Origin of the sequence: Nocardiopsis sp. MG754419 (genome assembly GCF_018207095.1) — a bacterium.
Taxonomy (GTDB): domain Bacteria; phylum Actinomycetota; class Actinomycetes; order Streptosporangiales; family Streptosporangiaceae; genus Nocardiopsis.
Genome location: NZ_QOCZ01000005.1, coordinates 49,818 through 67,361, shown reverse-complemented (window position 1 = coordinate 67,361; position 17,544 = coordinate 49,818). Strand labels below are relative to the sequence as shown.

At 70.3% G+C, this 17,544-nt stretch carries 15 protein-coding genes and 3 tRNA genes; 5 read left to right on the top strand and 13 right to left on the bottom strand.

Going from position 1 to position 17,544, the window contains the following annotated elements; translation table 11 throughout:
- Nucleotides 1-82 precede the first annotated feature (82 nt).
- From DSY14_RS02020 to leuC, 3 genes are all read right to left on the bottom strand, one after another.
- Nucleotides 83-364: an HU family DNA-binding protein gene (locus tag DSY14_RS02020; RefSeq protein ID WP_014910144.1), complete on the bottom strand. Its 282-nt coding sequence runs from the start codon at nt 362-364 to the stop codon at nt 83-85.
- A gap of 359 nt (nt 365-723) precedes the next feature.
- Nucleotides 724-1,320, bottom strand: coding sequence for a 3-isopropylmalate dehydratase small subunit (gene leuD / locus DSY14_RS02015; RefSeq protein ID WP_211714673.1), 597 nt, complete (start codon nt 1,318-1,320; stop codon nt 724-726).
- Nucleotides 1,321-1,349: 29 nt separating this feature from the next.
- Nucleotides 1,350-2,747, bottom strand: coding sequence for a 3-isopropylmalate dehydratase large subunit (gene leuC / locus DSY14_RS02010; RefSeq protein ID WP_211714672.1), 1,398 nt, complete (start codon nt 2,745-2,747; stop codon nt 1,350-1,352).
- 172 nt (nt 2,748-2,919) lie between these two features.
- Between leuC and DSY14_RS02005 the strand changes: the two genes are divergently transcribed.
- The 3 genes from DSY14_RS02005 to DSY14_RS01995 all read left to right on the top strand — a co-directional run bounded on the left by DSY14_RS02005 (nt 2,920) and on the right by DSY14_RS01995 (nt 6,646).
- Nucleotides 2,920-3,606, top strand: a complete 687-nt coding sequence (locus DSY14_RS02005) for an IclR family transcriptional regulator (protein WP_283091572.1) — start codon at nt 2,920-2,922, stop codon at nt 3,604-3,606.
- A gap of 439 nt (nt 3,607-4,045) precedes the next feature.
- Complete coding sequence (locus tag DSY14_RS02000) at nt 4,046-5,779, top strand: SDR family oxidoreductase (RefSeq protein ID WP_211714670.1); 1,734 nt, start codon at nt 4,046-4,048, stop codon at nt 5,777-5,779.
- A gap of 264 nt (nt 5,780-6,043) precedes the next feature.
- Complete coding sequence (locus tag DSY14_RS01995) at nt 6,044-6,646, top strand: TetR/AcrR family transcriptional regulator (RefSeq protein WP_211714705.1); 603 nt, start codon at nt 6,044-6,046, stop codon at nt 6,644-6,646.
- Between the two features lie 46 nt (nt 6,647-6,692).
- Here DSY14_RS01995 and DSY14_RS01990 read toward each other — a convergent pair.
- From DSY14_RS01990 to DSY14_RS01965, 6 genes are all read right to left on the bottom strand, one after another.
- Nucleotides 6,693-6,768 (bottom strand) — tRNA-Glu (locus tag DSY14_RS01990).
- 112 nt (nt 6,769-6,880) lie between these two features.
- Nucleotides 6,881-6,956 (bottom strand) — tRNA-Glu (locus DSY14_RS01985).
- A gap of 50 nt (nt 6,957-7,006) precedes the next feature.
- A tRNA-Gln gene (locus DSY14_RS01980) sits at nt 7,007-7,078 on the bottom strand.
- A 133-nt stretch (nt 7,079-7,211) separates the two neighbouring features.
- Nucleotides 7,212-8,660 carry a glutamate--tRNA ligase gene (gltX, locus tag DSY14_RS01975; protein WP_211714669.1) on the bottom strand — a complete coding sequence of 483 codons (1,449 nt, stop codon included), beginning with the start codon at nt 8,658-8,660 and terminating at the stop codon, nt 7,212-7,214.
- Between the two features lie 61 nt (nt 8,661-8,721).
- Nucleotides 8,722-9,627, bottom strand: coding sequence for a GDSL-type esterase/lipase family protein (locus DSY14_RS01970; protein WP_211714668.1), 906 nt, complete (start codon nt 9,625-9,627; stop codon nt 8,722-8,724).
- 85 nt (nt 9,628-9,712) lie between these two features.
- Nucleotides 9,713-10,513 (bottom strand): fumarylacetoacetate hydrolase family protein, encoded by an 801-nt coding sequence (locus DSY14_RS01965; RefSeq protein ID WP_211714667.1) that lies wholly within the window; start codon nt 10,511-10,513, stop codon nt 9,713-9,715.
- Between the two features lie 197 nt (nt 10,514-10,710).
- Between DSY14_RS01965 and DSY14_RS01960 the strand changes: the two genes are divergently transcribed.
- Nucleotides 10,711-11,475, top strand: coding sequence for a DUF3152 domain-containing protein (locus DSY14_RS01960; RefSeq protein ID WP_211714666.1), 765 nt, complete (start codon nt 10,711-10,713; stop codon nt 11,473-11,475).
- Between the two features lie 105 nt (nt 11,476-11,580).
- Nucleotides 11,581-12,045, top strand: a complete 465-nt coding sequence (locus DSY14_RS01955) for a Rieske (2Fe-2S) protein (RefSeq protein ID WP_211714665.1) — start codon at nt 11,581-11,583, stop codon at nt 12,043-12,045.
- Nucleotides 12,046-12,177: 132 nt separating this feature from the next.
- On the opposite strand, the gene DSY14_RS01950 is transcribed toward DSY14_RS01955, so the two are convergent.
- The 4 genes from DSY14_RS01950 to cimA form a co-directional block, all read right to left on the bottom strand.
- Nucleotides 12,178-13,584, bottom strand: coding sequence for an ABC transporter substrate-binding protein (locus tag DSY14_RS01950; RefSeq protein WP_211714664.1), 1,407 nt, complete (start codon nt 13,582-13,584; stop codon nt 12,178-12,180).
- 30 nt (nt 13,585-13,614) lie between these two features.
- A complete protein-coding gene (locus DSY14_RS01945; protein WP_211714663.1) occupies nt 13,615-14,508 on the bottom strand; it encodes a carbohydrate ABC transporter permease in 894 nt (297 codons plus the stop codon).
- A complete protein-coding gene (locus tag DSY14_RS01940; RefSeq protein WP_211714662.1) occupies nt 14,505-15,452 on the bottom strand; it encodes a carbohydrate ABC transporter permease in 948 nt (315 codons plus the stop codon). The genes DSY14_RS01945 and DSY14_RS01940 overlap by 4 nt, the downstream gene beginning before the upstream one ends.
- Before the next feature lie 325 nt (nt 15,453-15,777).
- Nucleotides 15,778-17,388, bottom strand: coding sequence for a citramalate synthase (gene cimA, locus DSY14_RS01935; RefSeq protein ID WP_211714661.1), 1,611 nt, complete (start codon nt 17,386-17,388; stop codon nt 15,778-15,780).
- Nucleotides 17,389-17,544 lie beyond the last annotated feature (156 nt).

Below are 17,544 nucleotides of genomic sequence, written 5' to 3'. Positions count from 1 at the left end.
CGCGCACGACCCTGGACAGCACTCCGCCCGGGCCCCTTGAAGGGACCCGGGCGGGTACGTCTTCTCGCCGGTGGCGAGGAGACTACTTCTTGTCGCCGTTGACCAGGGCCTTGAAGTCAGCGCCGGCGCGGAACTTCGGAACGAAGCTCGCGGGGACGTTGATGGTGGCGCCGGTGGCGGGGTTACGCGCGGTGCGAGCCGCACGCTCGGACTTCTCGAAAACGCCGAAGCCCGTGATGGCGACCTTGTCGCCCGACGCCACAGTGGCCTGAATGGTCTCAAGCACAGCGTTGACCGCTTCGGTCGCGGTCTTCTTGTCTCCGAGACGGTCGGAGATCGCGTCGATCAGGTCACGCTTGTTCATAAGGTTCCTCCGGTTCCCCCTTGCTCGCACGAAATTAGGGGAAGCAGCGCCCCTTACACAAATACAAACGCCCGTGGGGAAGGCGTGTCGGTCCCCTCCCGACCTGCGATGTCACGCTCCGCAACGGAAGGGACAGAGGAGACGGAGCAGAGAACGCGTCCCTTTTGCCCTCTTCTGTGGGCCTCAAAAGCCTACGTATAACCGGATTCCGGGCTCCCCGGTCGCCGGCCTTAAGGACACAAAGTCGGTAAGCGAATGCTCACGTCAAGTAAAGGTAAAATTATTCGGGACCGAGGGTGCGCTGCGTCACAGCGACCCTCGATCCCGTGTCCTGACGGGCCTTCCGGCCCGGTTCGCGACTAGATCGTGACCGGCTTCCAGGACGGCCGGGTGCCCTCGAAGGCGGTGATGTCGTCGGTGTGACGGAGCGTCAGCGCGATGTCGTCCAGACCCTCCAGCAGCCGCCAGCGGGTGTAGTCGTCCAGCTCGAAGGACTCCTCCACCTCCGCGGCCGGCACACGCACCCGGCGCTCCAGCAGGTCCACGGTGATCTCGACGGTGGGGTCGGCCTCCACGGCCGCCCAGATGCGGTCGATGACCTCCTGGGGCAGGAGAACCGTCAGCAGACCGCCCTTGAGCGAGTTGCCGCGGAAGATGTCGGCGAAGCGGGAGGACAGCACCGCCTTGAACCCGTGGTCCTGCAGGGCCCACACGGCGTGCTCACGGGAGGAACCGGTGCCGAAGTCGGGACCGGCCACCAGCACGGTCGCCCCCTGGTGCTCGGGGCGGTCGAGGACGAAGTCCGGGTCGGACCGGCGCCACTCGGCGAACAGGCCGTCCTCGAAACCGGTGCGGCTGACCCGCTTGAGGTAGACGGCGGGGATGATCTGGTCGGTGTCGACGTTGCTCGCGCGCAGCGGCACGGCCCGACCGGTGTGGACGTCGAACTTCTCCATGGAGGACTCTCCTATACGGGTCGGGGCGACTACAGGTCGGCCGGGGAGGACAGGGTGCCGCGGACCGCGGTGGCCGCGGCGACCTGCGGTGAGACCAGGTGGGTACGGCCACCGCGGCCCTGGCGTCCCTCGAAGTTGCGGTTGGAGGTGGAGGCGCTGCGCTCTCCGGGCTTGAGCTGGTCGGGGTTCATGCCCAGACACATCGAGCAGCCGGCCTCACGCCACTCGGCGCCGGCCTCCTCGAAGACCGTGCCCAGGCCCTCCTCGTTGGCCTGCTCCTTGACCCGCATGGAGCCGGGGACGACGAGCATGCGCACGCCGTCGGCCACCTTGCGGCCACGGATGATGTCCGCGGCGGCCCGCAGGTCCTCGATCCGCCCGTTGGTGCACGAGCCGAGGAAGACCGTGTCGACGGAGACCTCGCGCATCGGCGTGCCGGCGGTCAGGTCCATGTAGGCCAGGGCCTTCTCCGCGGCGGCGCGCGCCGAGGCGTCCTCGTAGGAGGCGGGGTCGGGCACGGAGGCGTCCAGCGGCACACCCTGACCCGGGTTCGTGCCCCAGGTGACGAACGGGCTGAGCTCGCTCGCGTCCAGGACCACCTCGGCGTCGAACTCGGCGCCCTCGTCCGTGCGCAGGCTCTTCCAGTGCTCCACGGCCGCGTCGAAGTCGGCGCCCTGCGGCGCGTGCGGGCGGCCCTGGACGTAGTCGAAGGTGGTCTGGTCCGGGGCGATCATGCCGGCGCGGGCGCCCGCCTCGATCGACATGTTGCAGACCGTCATCCGGGACTCCATGGACAGGGCCTCGATGGCCTCGCCCCGGTACTCGATGACGTAGCCCTGGCCACCGCCGGTGCCGATCTTGGCGATGACGGCCAGGATGATGTCCTTGGCGGAGACCCCGGGCCGGAGCGTGCCGTCGACCGTGACCGCCATCGTCTTGAACGGCTGCATCGGCAGCGTCTGGGTGGCCAGCACGTGCTCGACCTGGCTGGTGCCGATACCGAAGGCCAGCGCGCCGAACGCGCCGTGGGTGCTGGTGTGGCTGTCGCCGCAGACCACGGTCATCCCCGGCTGGGTGAGGCCGAGCTGGGGGCCCACCACGTGGACGACGCCCTGGTCGATGTCGCCCATGGGGTGCAGGCGCACGCCGAAGTCCGAGCAGTTCTTGCGGAGTGTCTCCACCTGCTTGCGCGAGACCGGGTCCGCGATGGGCGCGAGGAGGTCCATCGTGGGGACGTTGTGGTCCTCGGTGGCGATGGTGAGGTCGGGACGGCGGACGGGGCGACCGGCCAGACGGAGCCCCTCGAAGGCCTGGGGGCTCGTCACCTCGTGAACGAGGTGGAGGTCGATGTAGAGCAGGTCCGGCTCGCCTTCGGCACGTCGGACGACGTGCTCCTCCCAGACCTTCTCGGCCATCGTGCGTGCCATGGGAGATCGCCTCTCTCGTGTCTTCTCGGGTCTACGGTCCCGCCGTACCACTGACGTACCCGGGACCGTCGCGCGGACTTCGGCCCGACTTGCATTCCATATTTCGAGACGGCAATATCAAGCCATGGACAACTCTAGCTCATCCAGCGGTGTCGGTGTCCTGGACAAGACCATGTCCGTCCTCGACGCCCTGGAGTCGGGGCCCGCGTCCCTGGCCCAACTGGTCCAGATCACCGGCCTGGCCCGCCCCACCGCCCACCGTCTCGCCGTCGCACTGGAACGTCATCGCATGGTGACCAGGGACAGCCAGGGCCGCTTCGTCCTCGGGCCGCGCCTGGGCGAGTTGTCGATCGCCACCGGCGAGGACCGTCTGCTGGCCGTGGCCGCGCCGGTCCTGGTCCAGTTGCGCGACCTCACCGGTGAGAGCGCGCAGCTCTACCGTCGTCAGGGCGAGCTGCGCGTGTGCGTGGCCGCCTCCGAGCGCAGCAGCGGCCTGCGGGACACCGTGCCCGTGGGCAGCGAACTGCCGATGAACGCCGGTTCGGCCGCCCAGGTCCTGCTCGCCTGGGAGGACTCTGACCGCATCCGCCGTTCCCTGGTGGGCGCCCGCTTCACCGCGGCCAGTCTGGCCCAGGTACGCCGTCGCCGTTGGGCCCAGAGCGTGGCCGAACGCGAACAGGGCGTGGCCTCGGTGTCGGCGCCGGTGGCGGGCCCGGGCGGCCGCGTGATCGCCGCGGTGTCGGTCTCCGGCCCGATAGAGCGGCTGACACGCTCTCCCGGGCGCATGCACTCCCAGGCGGTGGTGTCGGCGGCGGAGAAGATCAGCGAGTCACTGCACACCTACGAGGGCGGGCACTGACCCCCTCCCTCGTACCACGCGCCCCGGCACGAGGGCGGCACCCGACGCGGGTGCCGCCCTCGTCGTGTCGCCGCTCCACCCGCCCGGAGCCGGCTCGTGGACACTTGTTGACACCCTGTCTAACATGACGGCATGCCGCACGAGAGCGTGACCGGGGCCACGGGTCCGGACCCGGCCGAGCCCGGACCCGAGGCTCCGCGGCCCGACCGCCACCGGCCCCGGAGGCGGTGGTGACGCCCGTCGGCACCCACGACGGACCCCGGTCGGCCGAGGGGACGCGCCTCGCCGCCGAAGCGCCGACCGGCCCGACGACGCTCCCCCGCGCCCGGACGGCCCGCGCCATCACCCCCGGCCACGGCAGCGTCCCCGGCCCGGCGGACCGACGTCCCCGGCGTCGGTTCCGATCGCCCCCCGGCGTCACCGAGGAGGACACGACCCCATGAGCACCCGGCCCCACCGCCACGTCACCACGCCCGACGGCCAACGCCTGGCCGTCTACACGTACGGCGCACCCGACCGACCCACGCTGGTGCTGGTCCACGGTTACCCGGACAACGCGACCGTGTGGGACGCCCTCGTGGCCGACCTGGCCACCGATCACCACGTCGTCACCTACGACGTACGCGGCGCCGGGCGGTCCACCGCCCCCGAGGACCGCTCCGGCTACCTGCTCGACCGGCTCGCGGACGATCTGCGCACCGTCGCCGACGCGGTCAGCCCCGACCGGCCCGTCCACCTGGTCGCCCACGACTGGGGCTCCATCCAGGGCTGGCACGCGGTCACGGAGCCGGAGCACGGGCACCGGTTCGCCTCCTTCTCCTCGGTGTCCGGCCCGAGCCTGGACCACATCGGGCGGTGGACACGGGAGGCTCCCGACGGTGTCCGCACGGTCCTGCGCCAACTCGCGCGCTCCGGCTACATCGGGTTCTTCACCCTGCCGGGACTCCCCGAGGCGACCTGGCTGAGCGGGGTGGGCGGCGCGGCCCTGGCCGGACTCGAACGCCTCGGCGGACGACCGCGGGTCCCGGCCCGGCGCACCACCCGCGACTACCTCAACGGGCTGGAGCTGTATCGCGCCAACATGCCGCGCCGGGTCGCGAGGCCCACCGCGGTCGGCACCACTGTGCCCGTCCAGGTGTTGGCCCCCACCCACGACGCGTTCGTGGTCGAACAACTCCAGTCCGATGCCGGCCGCCGCGTGGCGGACTTCCGCTTCCACCGTTTCCACGGCGGCCACTGGTCGCTGCGTTCGGCTCCCGAGGCGGTGGCCCGGCGTGTCCGCGCCCTCGTCGGTGAGATCGAGGCGGGGGCGCCGCGAGCGGCCCGGCCCGCCACAGCGGCCCGGGTCCGTCGACGCGGCGGCGCCTTCGCCGGACAGGTCGCCGTGATCACCGGGGCCGGCAGCGGCATCGGTCGGGGTCTGGCCCTGGAACTCGCCGCGCGGGGCGCCCGCGTCGTCGCCGTCGACATCGACGGTCCGTCCGCCGAACGCACCGCCGAGCTGTGCTCGCGGGTCACGCCCGGATCCGGCGCCCGACGCGTGGACGTCACCGACGGCCCCGCCATGGAGGCGCTCGCCGCCCACGTGCGCGCGGAGTACGGGGTCCCCGACCTGGTGGTCAACAACGCCGGCGTCGGGGTGGCCGGGCCGTTCCTGGACGCCACCACAGCGGACCTCGCGCGGGTCGTCGACGTGAACCTGTGGGGCGTGATCCACGGCTGTCGCGCCTTCGCCCCGATGATGGTCGCGGCCGGGGGCGGCGGCCGCATCGTCAACACCGCCTCCGCCGCCGCCTACATGCCCTCGCGGGTCTACGGCGCCTACTCCGCCACGAAGGCCGCGGTGCTGGCGCTCAGCCGTTCCCTGCGGGGAGAGCTCGCCGGGCGCGGGGTGACCGTGACCGCGGTCTGTCCCGGTCTCGTCGACACCGACATCGTCGCCCGCGCGCGTCTGTCGGGGATGGGCGAGCCGGAGCGGACCAGGGTCCGCCTCCGTCGGCTCTTCCGGCTGCGCGGCTACACCCCCGAGCGCGCCGCCCGCCGCGTCCTCGACGCCCTGGCCCACGACCCCGACCTCGTCCCGGTCACCACCGAGGCGCACCTCGGTCTGGCGCTGTCGCGCCTGTCCCCCGCCGCCCTGCGCGGCTACGCGCGGGCGACTCCGCCGTTCTGAGCCCCGCGGCCGCGCTCCGGGCCCTCCCCCGGGAAGCCTCGGGCCACGGGAACCACCCACCCCGTGCGTCCCGGGACGCCGGGCGTTCGTGTTCCGCCCTGGGCGCGGGCGCGACCGGGCGGTAGTTTCGAAGCATCGGACCAGGAGCGTTCCAGGAGGTGCGCGACAACGGTGGTGTCCCCGAGAACCGACCGTCACCGGGCGCGGGTGACGGGCACGGAGGTCACGGCCCACGGGCCGGAGGCCGGGCGGCGGCCACGCCGCATGGCGCCGCAGCAACGCCGTGAGGACCTCATCCGCACGGCGCTGCGCGTGTTCGCCCGACGCCCACCGGGTGAGGTCACCCCCGAGGAGATCGCCCAGGAGGCCGACGTCTCGCGGGCCCTGGTCTACCGGTACTTCCCCAACATGGCGGAACTCCGCCGCTCGGCCCTGGCGCGGGCGATGTCGGAGCTCCTGGAGGAGTTGGAGCCGCCAGCGGACCTGCCGCCGTTGGCACAGGTCCGTGCGGCCCTGGACGCCTTCATCGCCTTCTCGGCGGCCTACGCCCCCTCCTACACCGCCCTGCTCAACGGTGGTTCGGTCATCGCGACCGAGGAGACGGAGGCGGAGATCGAACGGGTCCGCCGGGCCGTGCGCGCGCTCATTCTGGGTCGGGCCGGGATCGTGGACCCCTCGCCGCGGCTGTCGCTGGCCCTGCGCTGCTGGGTGTCGGTGGTGGAGACCGCCGTCCTGTCGTGGCTGCGCGAGCGCGACATGGACCGGGGGGAACTGGCCGGGTGGCTGGTGGATCAGCTGGTGGCCATGGTGGGCTCCGCCGGCGGTCCCCCGCAGGAGCGGGAGCGGCTGACCGCCACCGCGGGCTGACCCCGGGAACGACGAAGGCCCCACCCGAACCGGGTGGGGCCTTCACTGGTACCCCCGAGCGGATTCGAACCGCCGTTACCGCCTTGAGAGGGCGGCGTCCTAGGCCACTAGACGACGGGGGCCCGGACACGATCCGCGTGGATCACGAAAACCATGATACCTGCGCGAACCGGACACCGATGACAAGCACCGGCTCAGGAAGACGGCTCCCACAGCGTGGAAACCTCTCCCTGTTGGTACCCCCGAGCGGATTCGAACCGCCGTTACCGCCTTGAGAGGGCGGCGTCCTAGGCCACTAGACGACGGGGGCGCACTTCAGGTCCGAAGACCGTGCCTTCATCACCCGAGGCGATGAAGTTGCTGGCCTACCAGGACTCGAACCTAGACTAACTGAACCAGAATCAGTCGTGCTGCCGATTACACCATAGGCCAATGCTTTGGGAGGACCCGGTCGCTTTCGCTTCCCTGTCCCCCTCGGCGACGTGGACAACTCTAGCGGACATTCCGAGTGCTCGCGAACCGGAAACGGGGCGGTGGGCCTGTGGGCCCGACCACCCCGTCCGGATCAGCTCTCCTGGTCCGCCTTCTCCTCCAGGCGCAGCCTCTCCAGGGCGGATTCCAGGCGTGCCCGCACCCGCTCGCGGCCCAGCAGCTCCAGGGACTCGAACAGCGGCAGCCCGACGGTCCGGCCCGTGACGGCCACGCGCACCGGGGCCTGGGCCTTGCCCAGCTTCAGCCCGAGGGTCGCACCGGTCTCCTCGGTGGCGGTCTTGAGCGCGTCGGCGGTCCAGGGCAGCTCGGGGTCGGCGTAGCGCGCCAGGGCGGCCTCCACCATCTCCCGGCCCACACCCGGCTTCATGGCCTTCTTCCAGCTCTTCTCGTCCTCCACGGGCTCCTTCAGGAACAGGAAGTCCACGTTGGGGACGATCTCGCCGAGCACGGCCACGCGGCTCTGCGCCAACGGGGCCACCGCGGCGAACACCTCGGGGTCGTAGTCGTCCGCGTCCCAGGGGGTGTCCTCCCCGGTGAGCCACGGCCGGCAGCGGGCCACGAAGTCCTCGACGGTCAGCGCGCGGATGTACTCGCCGTTGAAGGCGCGCAGCTTCTTCTCGTCGAAGAACGCGCTGGAGCTGTTGACGTCCTCGACGCGGAACAGCGGCATCATCTCCGACCACGGCATGATCTCGCGGTCGTCACCCGGCGCCCAGCCCAGCAGCATCAGGTAGTTGACCATCGCCTCGGCCAGGTAGCCCTCCTCCTGGTAGGACTCCAGGGCGACCTTGTCCCGGCGCTTGGACAGCTTCTTGCGCTGCTCGTTGACGATGACGGGCAGGTGCGCCCACACCGGCGGGGTGAGCCCCAGCGCCTCCCACAGCAACTGCTGCTTGGGGGTGTTGGACAGGTGCTCCTCGCCGCGGATGACGTGCGTGATGCGCATCTCGACGTCGTCCAGGACGTTGGCCAGCACGAACAGCGGGGAACCGTCGGCGCGGGCGATCACGAAGTCCTCGATGGCGGCGTGGTCGAACTCCACGTCACCGCGGATCCGGTCGCTCACGACGGTGGGGCCGCCCTCGGGCACACGGAAGCGCAGGGCCCGACCGGGGCCCGGCTCCAGGCCGCGCTCGCGGCAGAAGCCGTCGTAGCCCAGGTGCGGGTTGTCACGGCGCTCCTGCACCTGTTCGCGGGTGCAGTCGCAGTAGTAGGCACGGCCGGAGCGGTACAGCTCCTGCGCGGTCTCGCGGTGCTGGTCGACGTAGGACGACTGGAAGTAGGGGCCCTCGAAGTGCGGGTCGCTCTCGTCGATGCCGATCCAGGACATCGCGCGGATGATGCCCTCGGTCCATTCGGGGCGGTTGCGGGCGGCGTCGGTGTCCTCGATGCGCAGCACCATGCGGCCCTCGGGCTGCTGCTGTGCGAGCGCCCAGTTGAAGAGCGCGGAACGGGCGCCACCGACGTGGAACATGCCGGTCGGGGACGGGGCGAAGCGGGTACGAATCGGAGTCTCAGTCACGGGCCCCAGGGTAGCGGTGGCCCGGTCACGGAGCTGCGGACTCGGGGATCGGTGGGGCTACTCAGGAGGTGTCGGTGCTCGGCACGGGGGCGATGGGCAGCGGTCGCGGGTAGCCCGGACCCAGGCCGAACGCGTCGGACAGGGCGTCGGCGAACCCGGCCGCGATCTTGAGTTCCCCGGCGTCGTTGGGGTGGGTGCCGTCGTAGGTGTCGGTCTCCACGTTCCAGGACTCCGCGCCGGCCAGGTCGAGGCCCACCACCGGCGAACGCGCGCTGGACAGCTCCCGGGTCAGCTTGTGGACGAGTTCGTTGTACACGTAGAGGCGCAGCGCGAAGCCCTCGTCACGCTCGGCCATGGTGATGGGCAACGCCTGCGCGAACAGGACGCGGATGTTCGGGTTCGCCTCGCGGGCGCCCTCCACGTAGGCGCGGATGCGCTCCTCCATCTCCCGGTCGGTGACGGGGTACAGCAGGTCGTTGAGCCCGATCATGACGCACAGCACGTCCGGCCGGTGTTCGGCCACGTCCGAGGTGATGGTGGTCGTCGCGTCGGCCAGGGTGCGCCCCCAGCGGGCGTTGTGGTCCTGGTCGAAGTCGGGATCCCGGTAGTCGACGCTGTCGGGGTCGCCCTCGCTCGGATCGGCCCCCACCATCTCCGGCGGCACGATCTGTTCGGGGGTGGCGGGTGCGGTGTAGGGACCCACGAAGTCCAGACCGTCCACGTGCGGTTCCAGGTGGTTCCACAGGTGGTAGCGCCAGGTCCGGTCGCCGTCGGCGCCGTGGGTCATGGAGTCCCCGGCGAGCATGAGGCGCACCTGGCCGTTCCGATCCTCGTCGCCGTCGCCCTCGCGCCCGGGGTCGGACAGGGGCCTGACGAGGAACCACAGGCCGGAGCCGACCAGGGCCAGGACCAGGGTGAGGGCACCGGTGAAGGCGAAAGGCAGGAGACGACGGCTTCCGGAGGCCACGACGGGTCCTTTCGCTCGGTCGGGGCACGCGGCCCGACGGGGTGGACCGTGCGCGGGCCCTCGCCCGCGCACGGCTCGTTCGGGATCAGTCCCGGTGCACCACGCGGTTGGCGATGGTGCCCAGGCCCTCCACCGTGACGGCCACTTCCTGGCCGACCTGCACGGGGCCCACACCGGCGGGCGTACCGGTCAGGACCACGTCGCCCGGAAGCAGGGTCATGAACGAGGTGACGTAGGAGATGATGCCCGGAATGTCATGGATGAACTGTGATGTGCGTCCGTCCTGACGCGTCTCTCCGTCCACCGTGGTGGTGACGCGCAGGTTCTCGGCCTCCTCGATGCTCAGTCCGGTGGTGATCCACGGGCCGATCGGGCAGAAGGAGTCGAACCCCTTGGCGCGCGTCCACTGCTTGTCCGTCTTCTGCAGGTCGCGCGCGGTGACGTCGTTGGCGACCGTGTAACCGAAGATGACGTCCTTGGCGCGCTCGCGCGGCACCTCGCGGCAGGGGCGGGAGATGACGATGGCCATCTCGCCCTCGAAGTCCACGCGTTCGGTCACCGTCGGGTGGAAGATCGGGTCCCCGGGCCCGGTGACGGCCGTGGACGGCTTGAGGAACACCACCGGCTCGTCGGTGGTCTCCCCCGTGATGTCCTTCATCTCCTCGACGTGCTCGGCGTAGTTCTTACCGATGCACACGACCTTGGTCGGCAGCACCGGCGAGAGCAACCGCACGTCGGAGAGCTTGGCGCGCTCACCGGTGAGCTTGATGTCCCCCAGCAGCGGGTGTCCGGTCAGCCGGGCGACGAAGTCCTCCCCGCTGTCCGTGTCCGTCTCGACCAGACCGAAACCGACCTCGTCACCGGCCGCGAAACGCGCGATACGCACCTGATTCCTCCAAGCAGCCCTCTACGACTCACTGTCCGAGTGAAGCGTAGCCTCGCCCGAAGATCGGCCGCGTCCGCAGGCCTGCTCCGTGACGGGCCGGAACTCTGGCATGCTGGAATCCGTCGATCGTCGAGAGGTGGAGGACCGTGCGCTCACGTGGCCCCCGTGCCCGGCACCGCCGGCGCCGCAGGAGCCCCATGGGGCTGGCGCTGGGCCTGTGCCTGGTCTCCGGTGCCTCCGCGGTACTGATGGTCAGCGTGCCCGCCCCCGGCTCCGACCCGAACCCTCCGGAGGAGACCTCCGCGCAGGGTCCCGTCGGCGACGGCGACCCGGACGGCAGCCGCCGCCACCCCGCGGGAACGCCCTCCGCGAGCGCCTCGGCCTCCCCCGAGGAGGAGCCGCCGGTCCTGCTGCGCTCGGTCGAGGAGGAGGTCGACTCCGCCGACGGCGACATCGAGGTCATGGAGGGCGAGGGCGAGGTCATGGGCGAGGGATCGCTCACCACCTTCGCCGTCGAGGTCGAGGAGGGCCTGCCCGGCGAGAACGAGGACTTCGTCGACGCGGTCGAGGAGATCCTGGGCGACCCGCGCAGTTGGGGGGAGAGCGGCGACCGCTCGCTCCAGCGCGTGGACGGCGACGACGCCGACTTCCGGGTGTTGCTGGCCGCGCCCGACACGGTGGACCGCATGTGCGCGCCGCTGCGCACCAACGGGTTCGTCTCCTGCGCCAACGGCAACCGCGCCATCATCAACCAGAACCGCTGGGTCTCAGGCGTGGAGCACTTCGACGACGACCTGGAGACCTACCGGATCTACCTCATCAACCACGAGGTCGGCCACACCCTGGGCCACGGTCACGTCGACTGCCCGGGTGAGGGCGAGGACGCCCCCGTGATGCAACAGCAGACCCTGGGTCTCCAGGGATGCGAGGCCAACGGCTGGGTCGACCCCGACGCCGAGTGAGCCGCACGAACCTCGCACGGATCTACTGACACGGACCGCCTCCACCGTGTTGCATGGGGCGTGGCCCCCCGCAGGGCCGTCCGATGTCGAGAGAGCGAGGCCACTATGCGCGACCGCAGCGAGTCCACCCCCGAGACCGTCCGACCCGAGGTGTCCAGACGATCCGTGTTCGGTGTCGCCGGAGGCGGCGCCGTGGTGGGGGTGGTGACGGCCTGTGGTGGCGAGGAGGCCACCGAGGACACCCCGGCGGGCGGTGGCGGCTCCGAGGGCGACGGCGCCACCGACACGCCGCTCACCACCACCGGCGAGGTGCCGGTCGGCGAGGGCACCATCCTCAGCGAGCACGAGGTCGTCGTGACCCAGCCCGAGGAGGGCGTCTTCCGCGCCTTCTCCACCACCTGCACCCACCAGGGGTGCGCGGTGGACGAGGTGGTCGACGGACAGATCCACTGCCCCTGCCACGGCAGCCTCTTCTCCATCGAGGACGGTTCCCCCACGGAGGGCCCCGCGGACGCGCCCCTGGAGGAGGTACAGGTCCGCGTGGACGGCGACGACATCGTCCTGTCCTGACCCGGAACACGAGACGGGGCCGCGGCGGTACGCCGCGGCCCCGCCGCGCGCTCGCGGGATCCCGGCCTCACGGCGTCGGGACACCCGTCGGGACCACGCGGTGCCCGCCGGGGAGGGCGGGCACCGTGTGACTCACTCCTCCACGGACGCGTTGTACTCCTCGATGGTGCGTCCGACGCCCCCGGCGGCGTCGGCCATGGCCTCCTCCGCGGTGGCGTCACTGGTCAGGGCGGTCTCCCACCCCTCCTCCGCGGCGACGCGGGCCTCGGACATCACGCCCATCATGCAGCCGGCGGTGTTCTCGTTGATCTCGGAGTCGGCGAGCTGGTTCGCGGCCACGGAGAACTGCGGGAACTCCTCGGCGCGCTCCTGCGCCTCGGGGCCGTTGTAGCCCTCGGTGTTGACCGCGAGGTAACCGGTGCCCGCGTGCCAGACCGACTGCGACTCGGGGGTCAGCAGGTACTGCACGAACTCCCAGGAGCCGCGGACCTCCTCCGGGCTGTGCCCCTCACCGTTGATCCACAGGGAGGCGCCACCGATGATCGAGCCGCCGGGGTCGTCCGCGCCGATCAGCGGGAAGTACCCGGCGCCGACCTCGAAGTCGGACTGCTCGATGTAGCCGCCCAGGGAGCCGGTCGACTCCAGGGTCATGGCGGCGCGACCCGAGGTGAAGGCGGCCGCACCGTCGTCGGTGTTGCGGCCGATCTGGACGGCGAGGTCGTCCTCGATCATGCCGTCCCACCACTCGACCAGTTCCACGATCTTGGGGTCGTCGAAGAGCACCTCGGTGGCACGTCCGTCGCGACCGTTGGAGTTGTCGCAGTACGGGACGGCCGCACGCGCCATGAACTGTTCGATGAACCACCCGTAGACGGCGGCGCCGAACCCGTACTGGACGACGGTGCCGTCGTCGTCGGTGATGGTGAGGTCCTCGGCGGCCTCACGGATCTCGGCGAGGTCGGTGGGCGGGGAGTCCGGGTCGAGACCGGCCTCCTCGAAGGCGTCCCGGTTGATGTACATCAGCGGGGTGGAGTTGTTGAACGGGAAGGACCGCAGTTCGCCGCCGACGGTGAAGTAGTTGAGGAGGGCCTCCTCGACCTCGGCCGTGTCGTAGCCGTCCTCGTCGATGAAGGACTGTGCCGGCACGGTCTGGCCGGAGTCGATCATGAACTGCGTGCCCAGGTCGTAGATCATGATGAGCTCGGCGGTGTCGCCCTGCTGGATGGCAGCGCGGTGGTTGGCCAGGGCGGTGTCGTAGTCGCCCTGGAAGGAGCCGGTGACCTGCACACGGCCCTCGTTCTCGGCGTTGAAGCCCTCGATGAGCTCGTCGAGGACCTGTCCGTTGGTGGCGTCCATGCTGTGCCAGAACTCGACCTGGACCGCCTCGTCGAGGTCGTCCAGGACCTCCGGACCGGGGGCGCTGAGGTCACCGCCACCGCCTCCGGCTCCGTCGTCTCCGGAACACGCGCTGAGCAGCAGGCCCAGGCTCGCGAGCAGGGCGGCGGCCTTGACGCCTCGCCGTCGGGGGAAGGTTGTCATCTCTGTTGTCTCCACTAGGTGATTCACGCCCTACTTGACCGCGCCCGCGGTGAGACCCCGGACGATGAAGCGCTGTCCGAAGATCACGAGGGCGAGTGTGGGGAGGACCGACAGCGCGGCGCCGGCCAGGAGGAGCCCAGGGTTGGAGTACTCCCCCACCTTGAGGCTGTTGAGGCCGATCTGCAGGGTCTGCATGTCGGCGCTGCGGGTGATGATGAGCGGCCAGAAGTACATGTTCCAGCTGGTGATGAACACGTACATGCCGACCGCGGTCAGTGCCGGCTTGCTCAGCGGCATCAGGATGGTCCACAGGAACCGCAGGTGGCCCATACCGTCCATGCGCGCGGCGTCGTAGAGCTCCCGCGGGAACTGCTTGAAGCTCTGACGCAGCAGGAACGTGCCGAAGGCGTAGGCCAGGAACGGCAGGACGAGGCCCGCGTGACTGTCCCCCAGACCCCATCCGGTGATGGTGAGGTAGTTGGGGATGAAGGTCGCCTCGGCCGGGACCATGAGCGTGGACAGGAACAGGGCGAACACGACCGCGCTGCCGCGGAAGCGCAGGAACACGAACGCGTACGCGGCCAGGGCCGAGGTGAACAGCTGGCTCGCCGTGATGATGCCCGCCATGACCAGCGAGTTGCCGTACATGCGCAGCATCGGGACGGCGTCCAGGGCCCCCCGGACGTTCTCCAGGTGGAGGCCGCTGGGCAGCAGCCGGGGCGGGAAGGCCGACAGGTCCCGCGACTCCATGAACGTGCCCGCGAAGACGTAGTACACGGGGAACATCACGGGGACGAGGAAGGCCGCCAGCAGCAGGTAGAGCAGGACCCGGCCGGTGACGACACCGGCGGTGAGCCGGTGCCGGTTCCGGGTGGGCGCGGTGCGCACGGGGTCGTCGGCGACGTCACGAACGACGGTCGTCATGAGTAGTGCACCTTCCGCTCGATGACGCCGAACTGGACGACGGTGCACACCAGCACCACCAGCAGCAGGACGAGTGCCTGTGCGCTGGCCCGGCCGAAGTCGCTCGTGCCGTAGGCGAAGGCGTCCTGGTAGACGGAGTAGACGAGGGTCGTGGTGGAACCGACCGGCCCGCCGCCGGTGAGGATGTGGATCTGCCCGAAGCTCTGCAACGCGTTGATCGTGGAGATGACGATCAGGAAGAAGAGCTGGGGACCGAGCATCGGGACGGTGACGTCCCAGGCCAGGCGCGGCCCGGTGGCGCCGTCGATGCGGGCGGCCTCGTTGATCTCCTTGGGGATGGATCCGATGCCGGCCGCCAGGACCAGCACGCCGTAGCCCAGGTTCATCCACACGGTGGTGATGACGATGGACCAGAGGGCCATCTCCTGGGAGGTCAGCCAGGGGACCTGGTCCAGCCCCAGGCGGTACAGGATGCCGTTGAGCACGCTGTTGCCGGGACTGTAGAAGACCGCGAAGATCACCGAGGCGCTGGCCACGGAGAACGCGAACGGGAGCGCGAAGGCACCGCGCAGGAACTTCTGTCCGCGCAGGACCCCCTCCAGCAGGAGGACGATCACCAGTGCGCCGGCCACCCCCGGAAGGACCACCCCGACGGTGAAGAGCAGGGTGGTGACCAGGACCTGGACGTACTCGGGCGACGCCATCTCGGCGAAGTGGCTCAGCCCGACGAAGCGGTTGGGGCGGCCGATGATGTCGTTCCCGTGCATGGACAGGTAGACGGTGCGGCCCAACGGATAGACGAGGAAGAGCGCGAAGACCACCACGGAGGGGCCGAGGAAGCCCCAGGCGAGGAGAGCGTCTCTTCCGGATCGGGCGCGTGTGCGCGGGGGTCTGGGGGATGGCGGTGACACGACCGGCCGGTCGGTCGCCGGGCCGGTGGTCACGCCGTTACCTCCACCCCGTGTGCGAATCGTGGGTGAGGACACGTCCCGCAGTCTTCAGGGGACGGATGACCTGCGGTTCGCGGGAGGGAGAACAGCACGCCAACGGCGAGGCGCACAACGGTTATGTCCGACATCTATCACCACTCGTCCATCGCGAACTCATCGAAAGTTCGCAGTATCGAGTGGCTCAGGACACACTGGCTATGACCTTACGGACAGTACTTTCTTACCCGTAAGTAAGTTTCAAGTCTGTGACCTGCACGGGAACGGCGACGGGCGCGGGCGGATGACGGAGAACGTGACGCTTCCGTCATCCGCCCGAGCGTCAGCCGCGCGGATATCCCTGCCGCAGCAGCCCGTAGGTGATGGCCTGCTCCAACGCCACCCAGGAGGCGTCCACGACGTTGGGCCCCACACCCACCGTCGTCCACTCCTCCGCGCCGTCGCTGAAGGTGATGAGGATGCGGGTGATGGCGTCCGTGCCCGAGGCGCCCTCCAGGATGCGGACCTTGTAGTCGGTCAGCTCCAACCCGCCCAAGGCGGTGTAGGCGCTCTCCATCGAGCTGCGCAGCGCCCGGTCCAGCGCGTTCACCGGGCCGTTGCCCTCCGCGGTGGCGATGACCCGCTCACCCTTGACCCGCACCTTGACGGTGGCCTCGGTGAGGCTCTCGTAGTCGTCGGACAGCGGGCCGGCGCCCGAGGCCGGACGGCGCTCGGTGATGACCCGCCAGGACCCGGTCTCGAAGTAGCGGACCGGCTCGCCCATCTCCTCGCGCAGCAGGAGCTCCAGGGAGGCGTCGGCCGCCTCGAAGCTGTAACCGGACAGCTCCAGCCCCTTGACGCGTTCCACGACCCGGCCGGAGAGCGCACGGTCCCCGGACAGGTCCAGCCCCAGCTCATGGGCCTTGAGCTCGATCGACGCGCGCCCGGCCATGTCCGAGACGAGCATGCGCATCCGGTTGCCGACCAGCTCCGGGTCGGTGTGCTGGTACAGGTCCGGGTCGACCTTGATCGCCGACGCGTGCAGACCCGCCTTGTGCGCGAACGCCGACACCCCCACGTAGGGCTGGTGGGTGTCGGGGGCCAGGTTGACGATCTCGGCGATCGCCGTGGAGACCCGGGTCATCTCGCCGAGGCAGCCCTCGGGCAGCACGTCCCGGCCGTACTTCAGGGAGAGGGCGCCGACCACGGAGAACAGGTTGGCGTTGCCCACCCGTTCGCCGTAACCGTTGGCGGTGCACTGCACGTGGGTGGCGCCCGCGTCCACGGCGGCCAGGGTGTTGGCGACGGCACAGCCCGTGTCGTCCTGGGCGTGGATGCCCAGGCGGGCGCCGGTGGCCTCCAGCACCTCGGTGACCACCCGGGTGACGTCACCGGGCAGCATGCCGCCGTTGGTGTCGCACAGGACCACCACGTCGGCGCCGGCCTCGGCCGCGGCGCGCACCACGGCCAGGGCGTAAGCGGGGTCGTGGTGGTACCCATCGAAGAAGTGCTCGCAGTCCACGAACACGCGCTGTCCGTGTTCGCGAAGGTGGGAGACGGTGTCGGCGACCATGGCGAGGTTCTCGTCACGGGTCGTGCGCAGGGCACGTTCGACGTGGCGGTCGTCACTCTTGGCGACAAGAGTGACGACCGACGCGCCGCTGTCGCGCAGGGCGGCCACCTGTGGGTCGTCGGCGGCCCGCACACCGGCACGGCGGGTCGCGCCGAACGCGGTGAGTCGCGCGTGTTCCAGATCGAGCTCTTGTGAAGCCCTCTGGAAGAACTCGGTGTCCTTGGGGTTGGATCCCGGCCAACCGCCCTCGATGAACGCCACCCCGAAGTCGTCCAGCAGCTTCGCGATGGCCAGCTTGTCGGAGACCCGGAGATTGATCCCCTCGCGCTGGGCCCCGTCGCGGAGGGTGGTGTCGAAGACGTGGAAACTGTCGTCCCTCATGGGTGGAACTCCCGAAGGTGGATGTGTGCGGCGGTCCCGGCCAACAAAAAAGACCCCTCGTGGACACGAGAGGTCAGCGCGCCGGCAGGGTCCGAGTGTGGTTCCCTGCGTCATCGCGGGAAGTCGTCAGCCGGCGCGCCCCGGAATAATCACGAC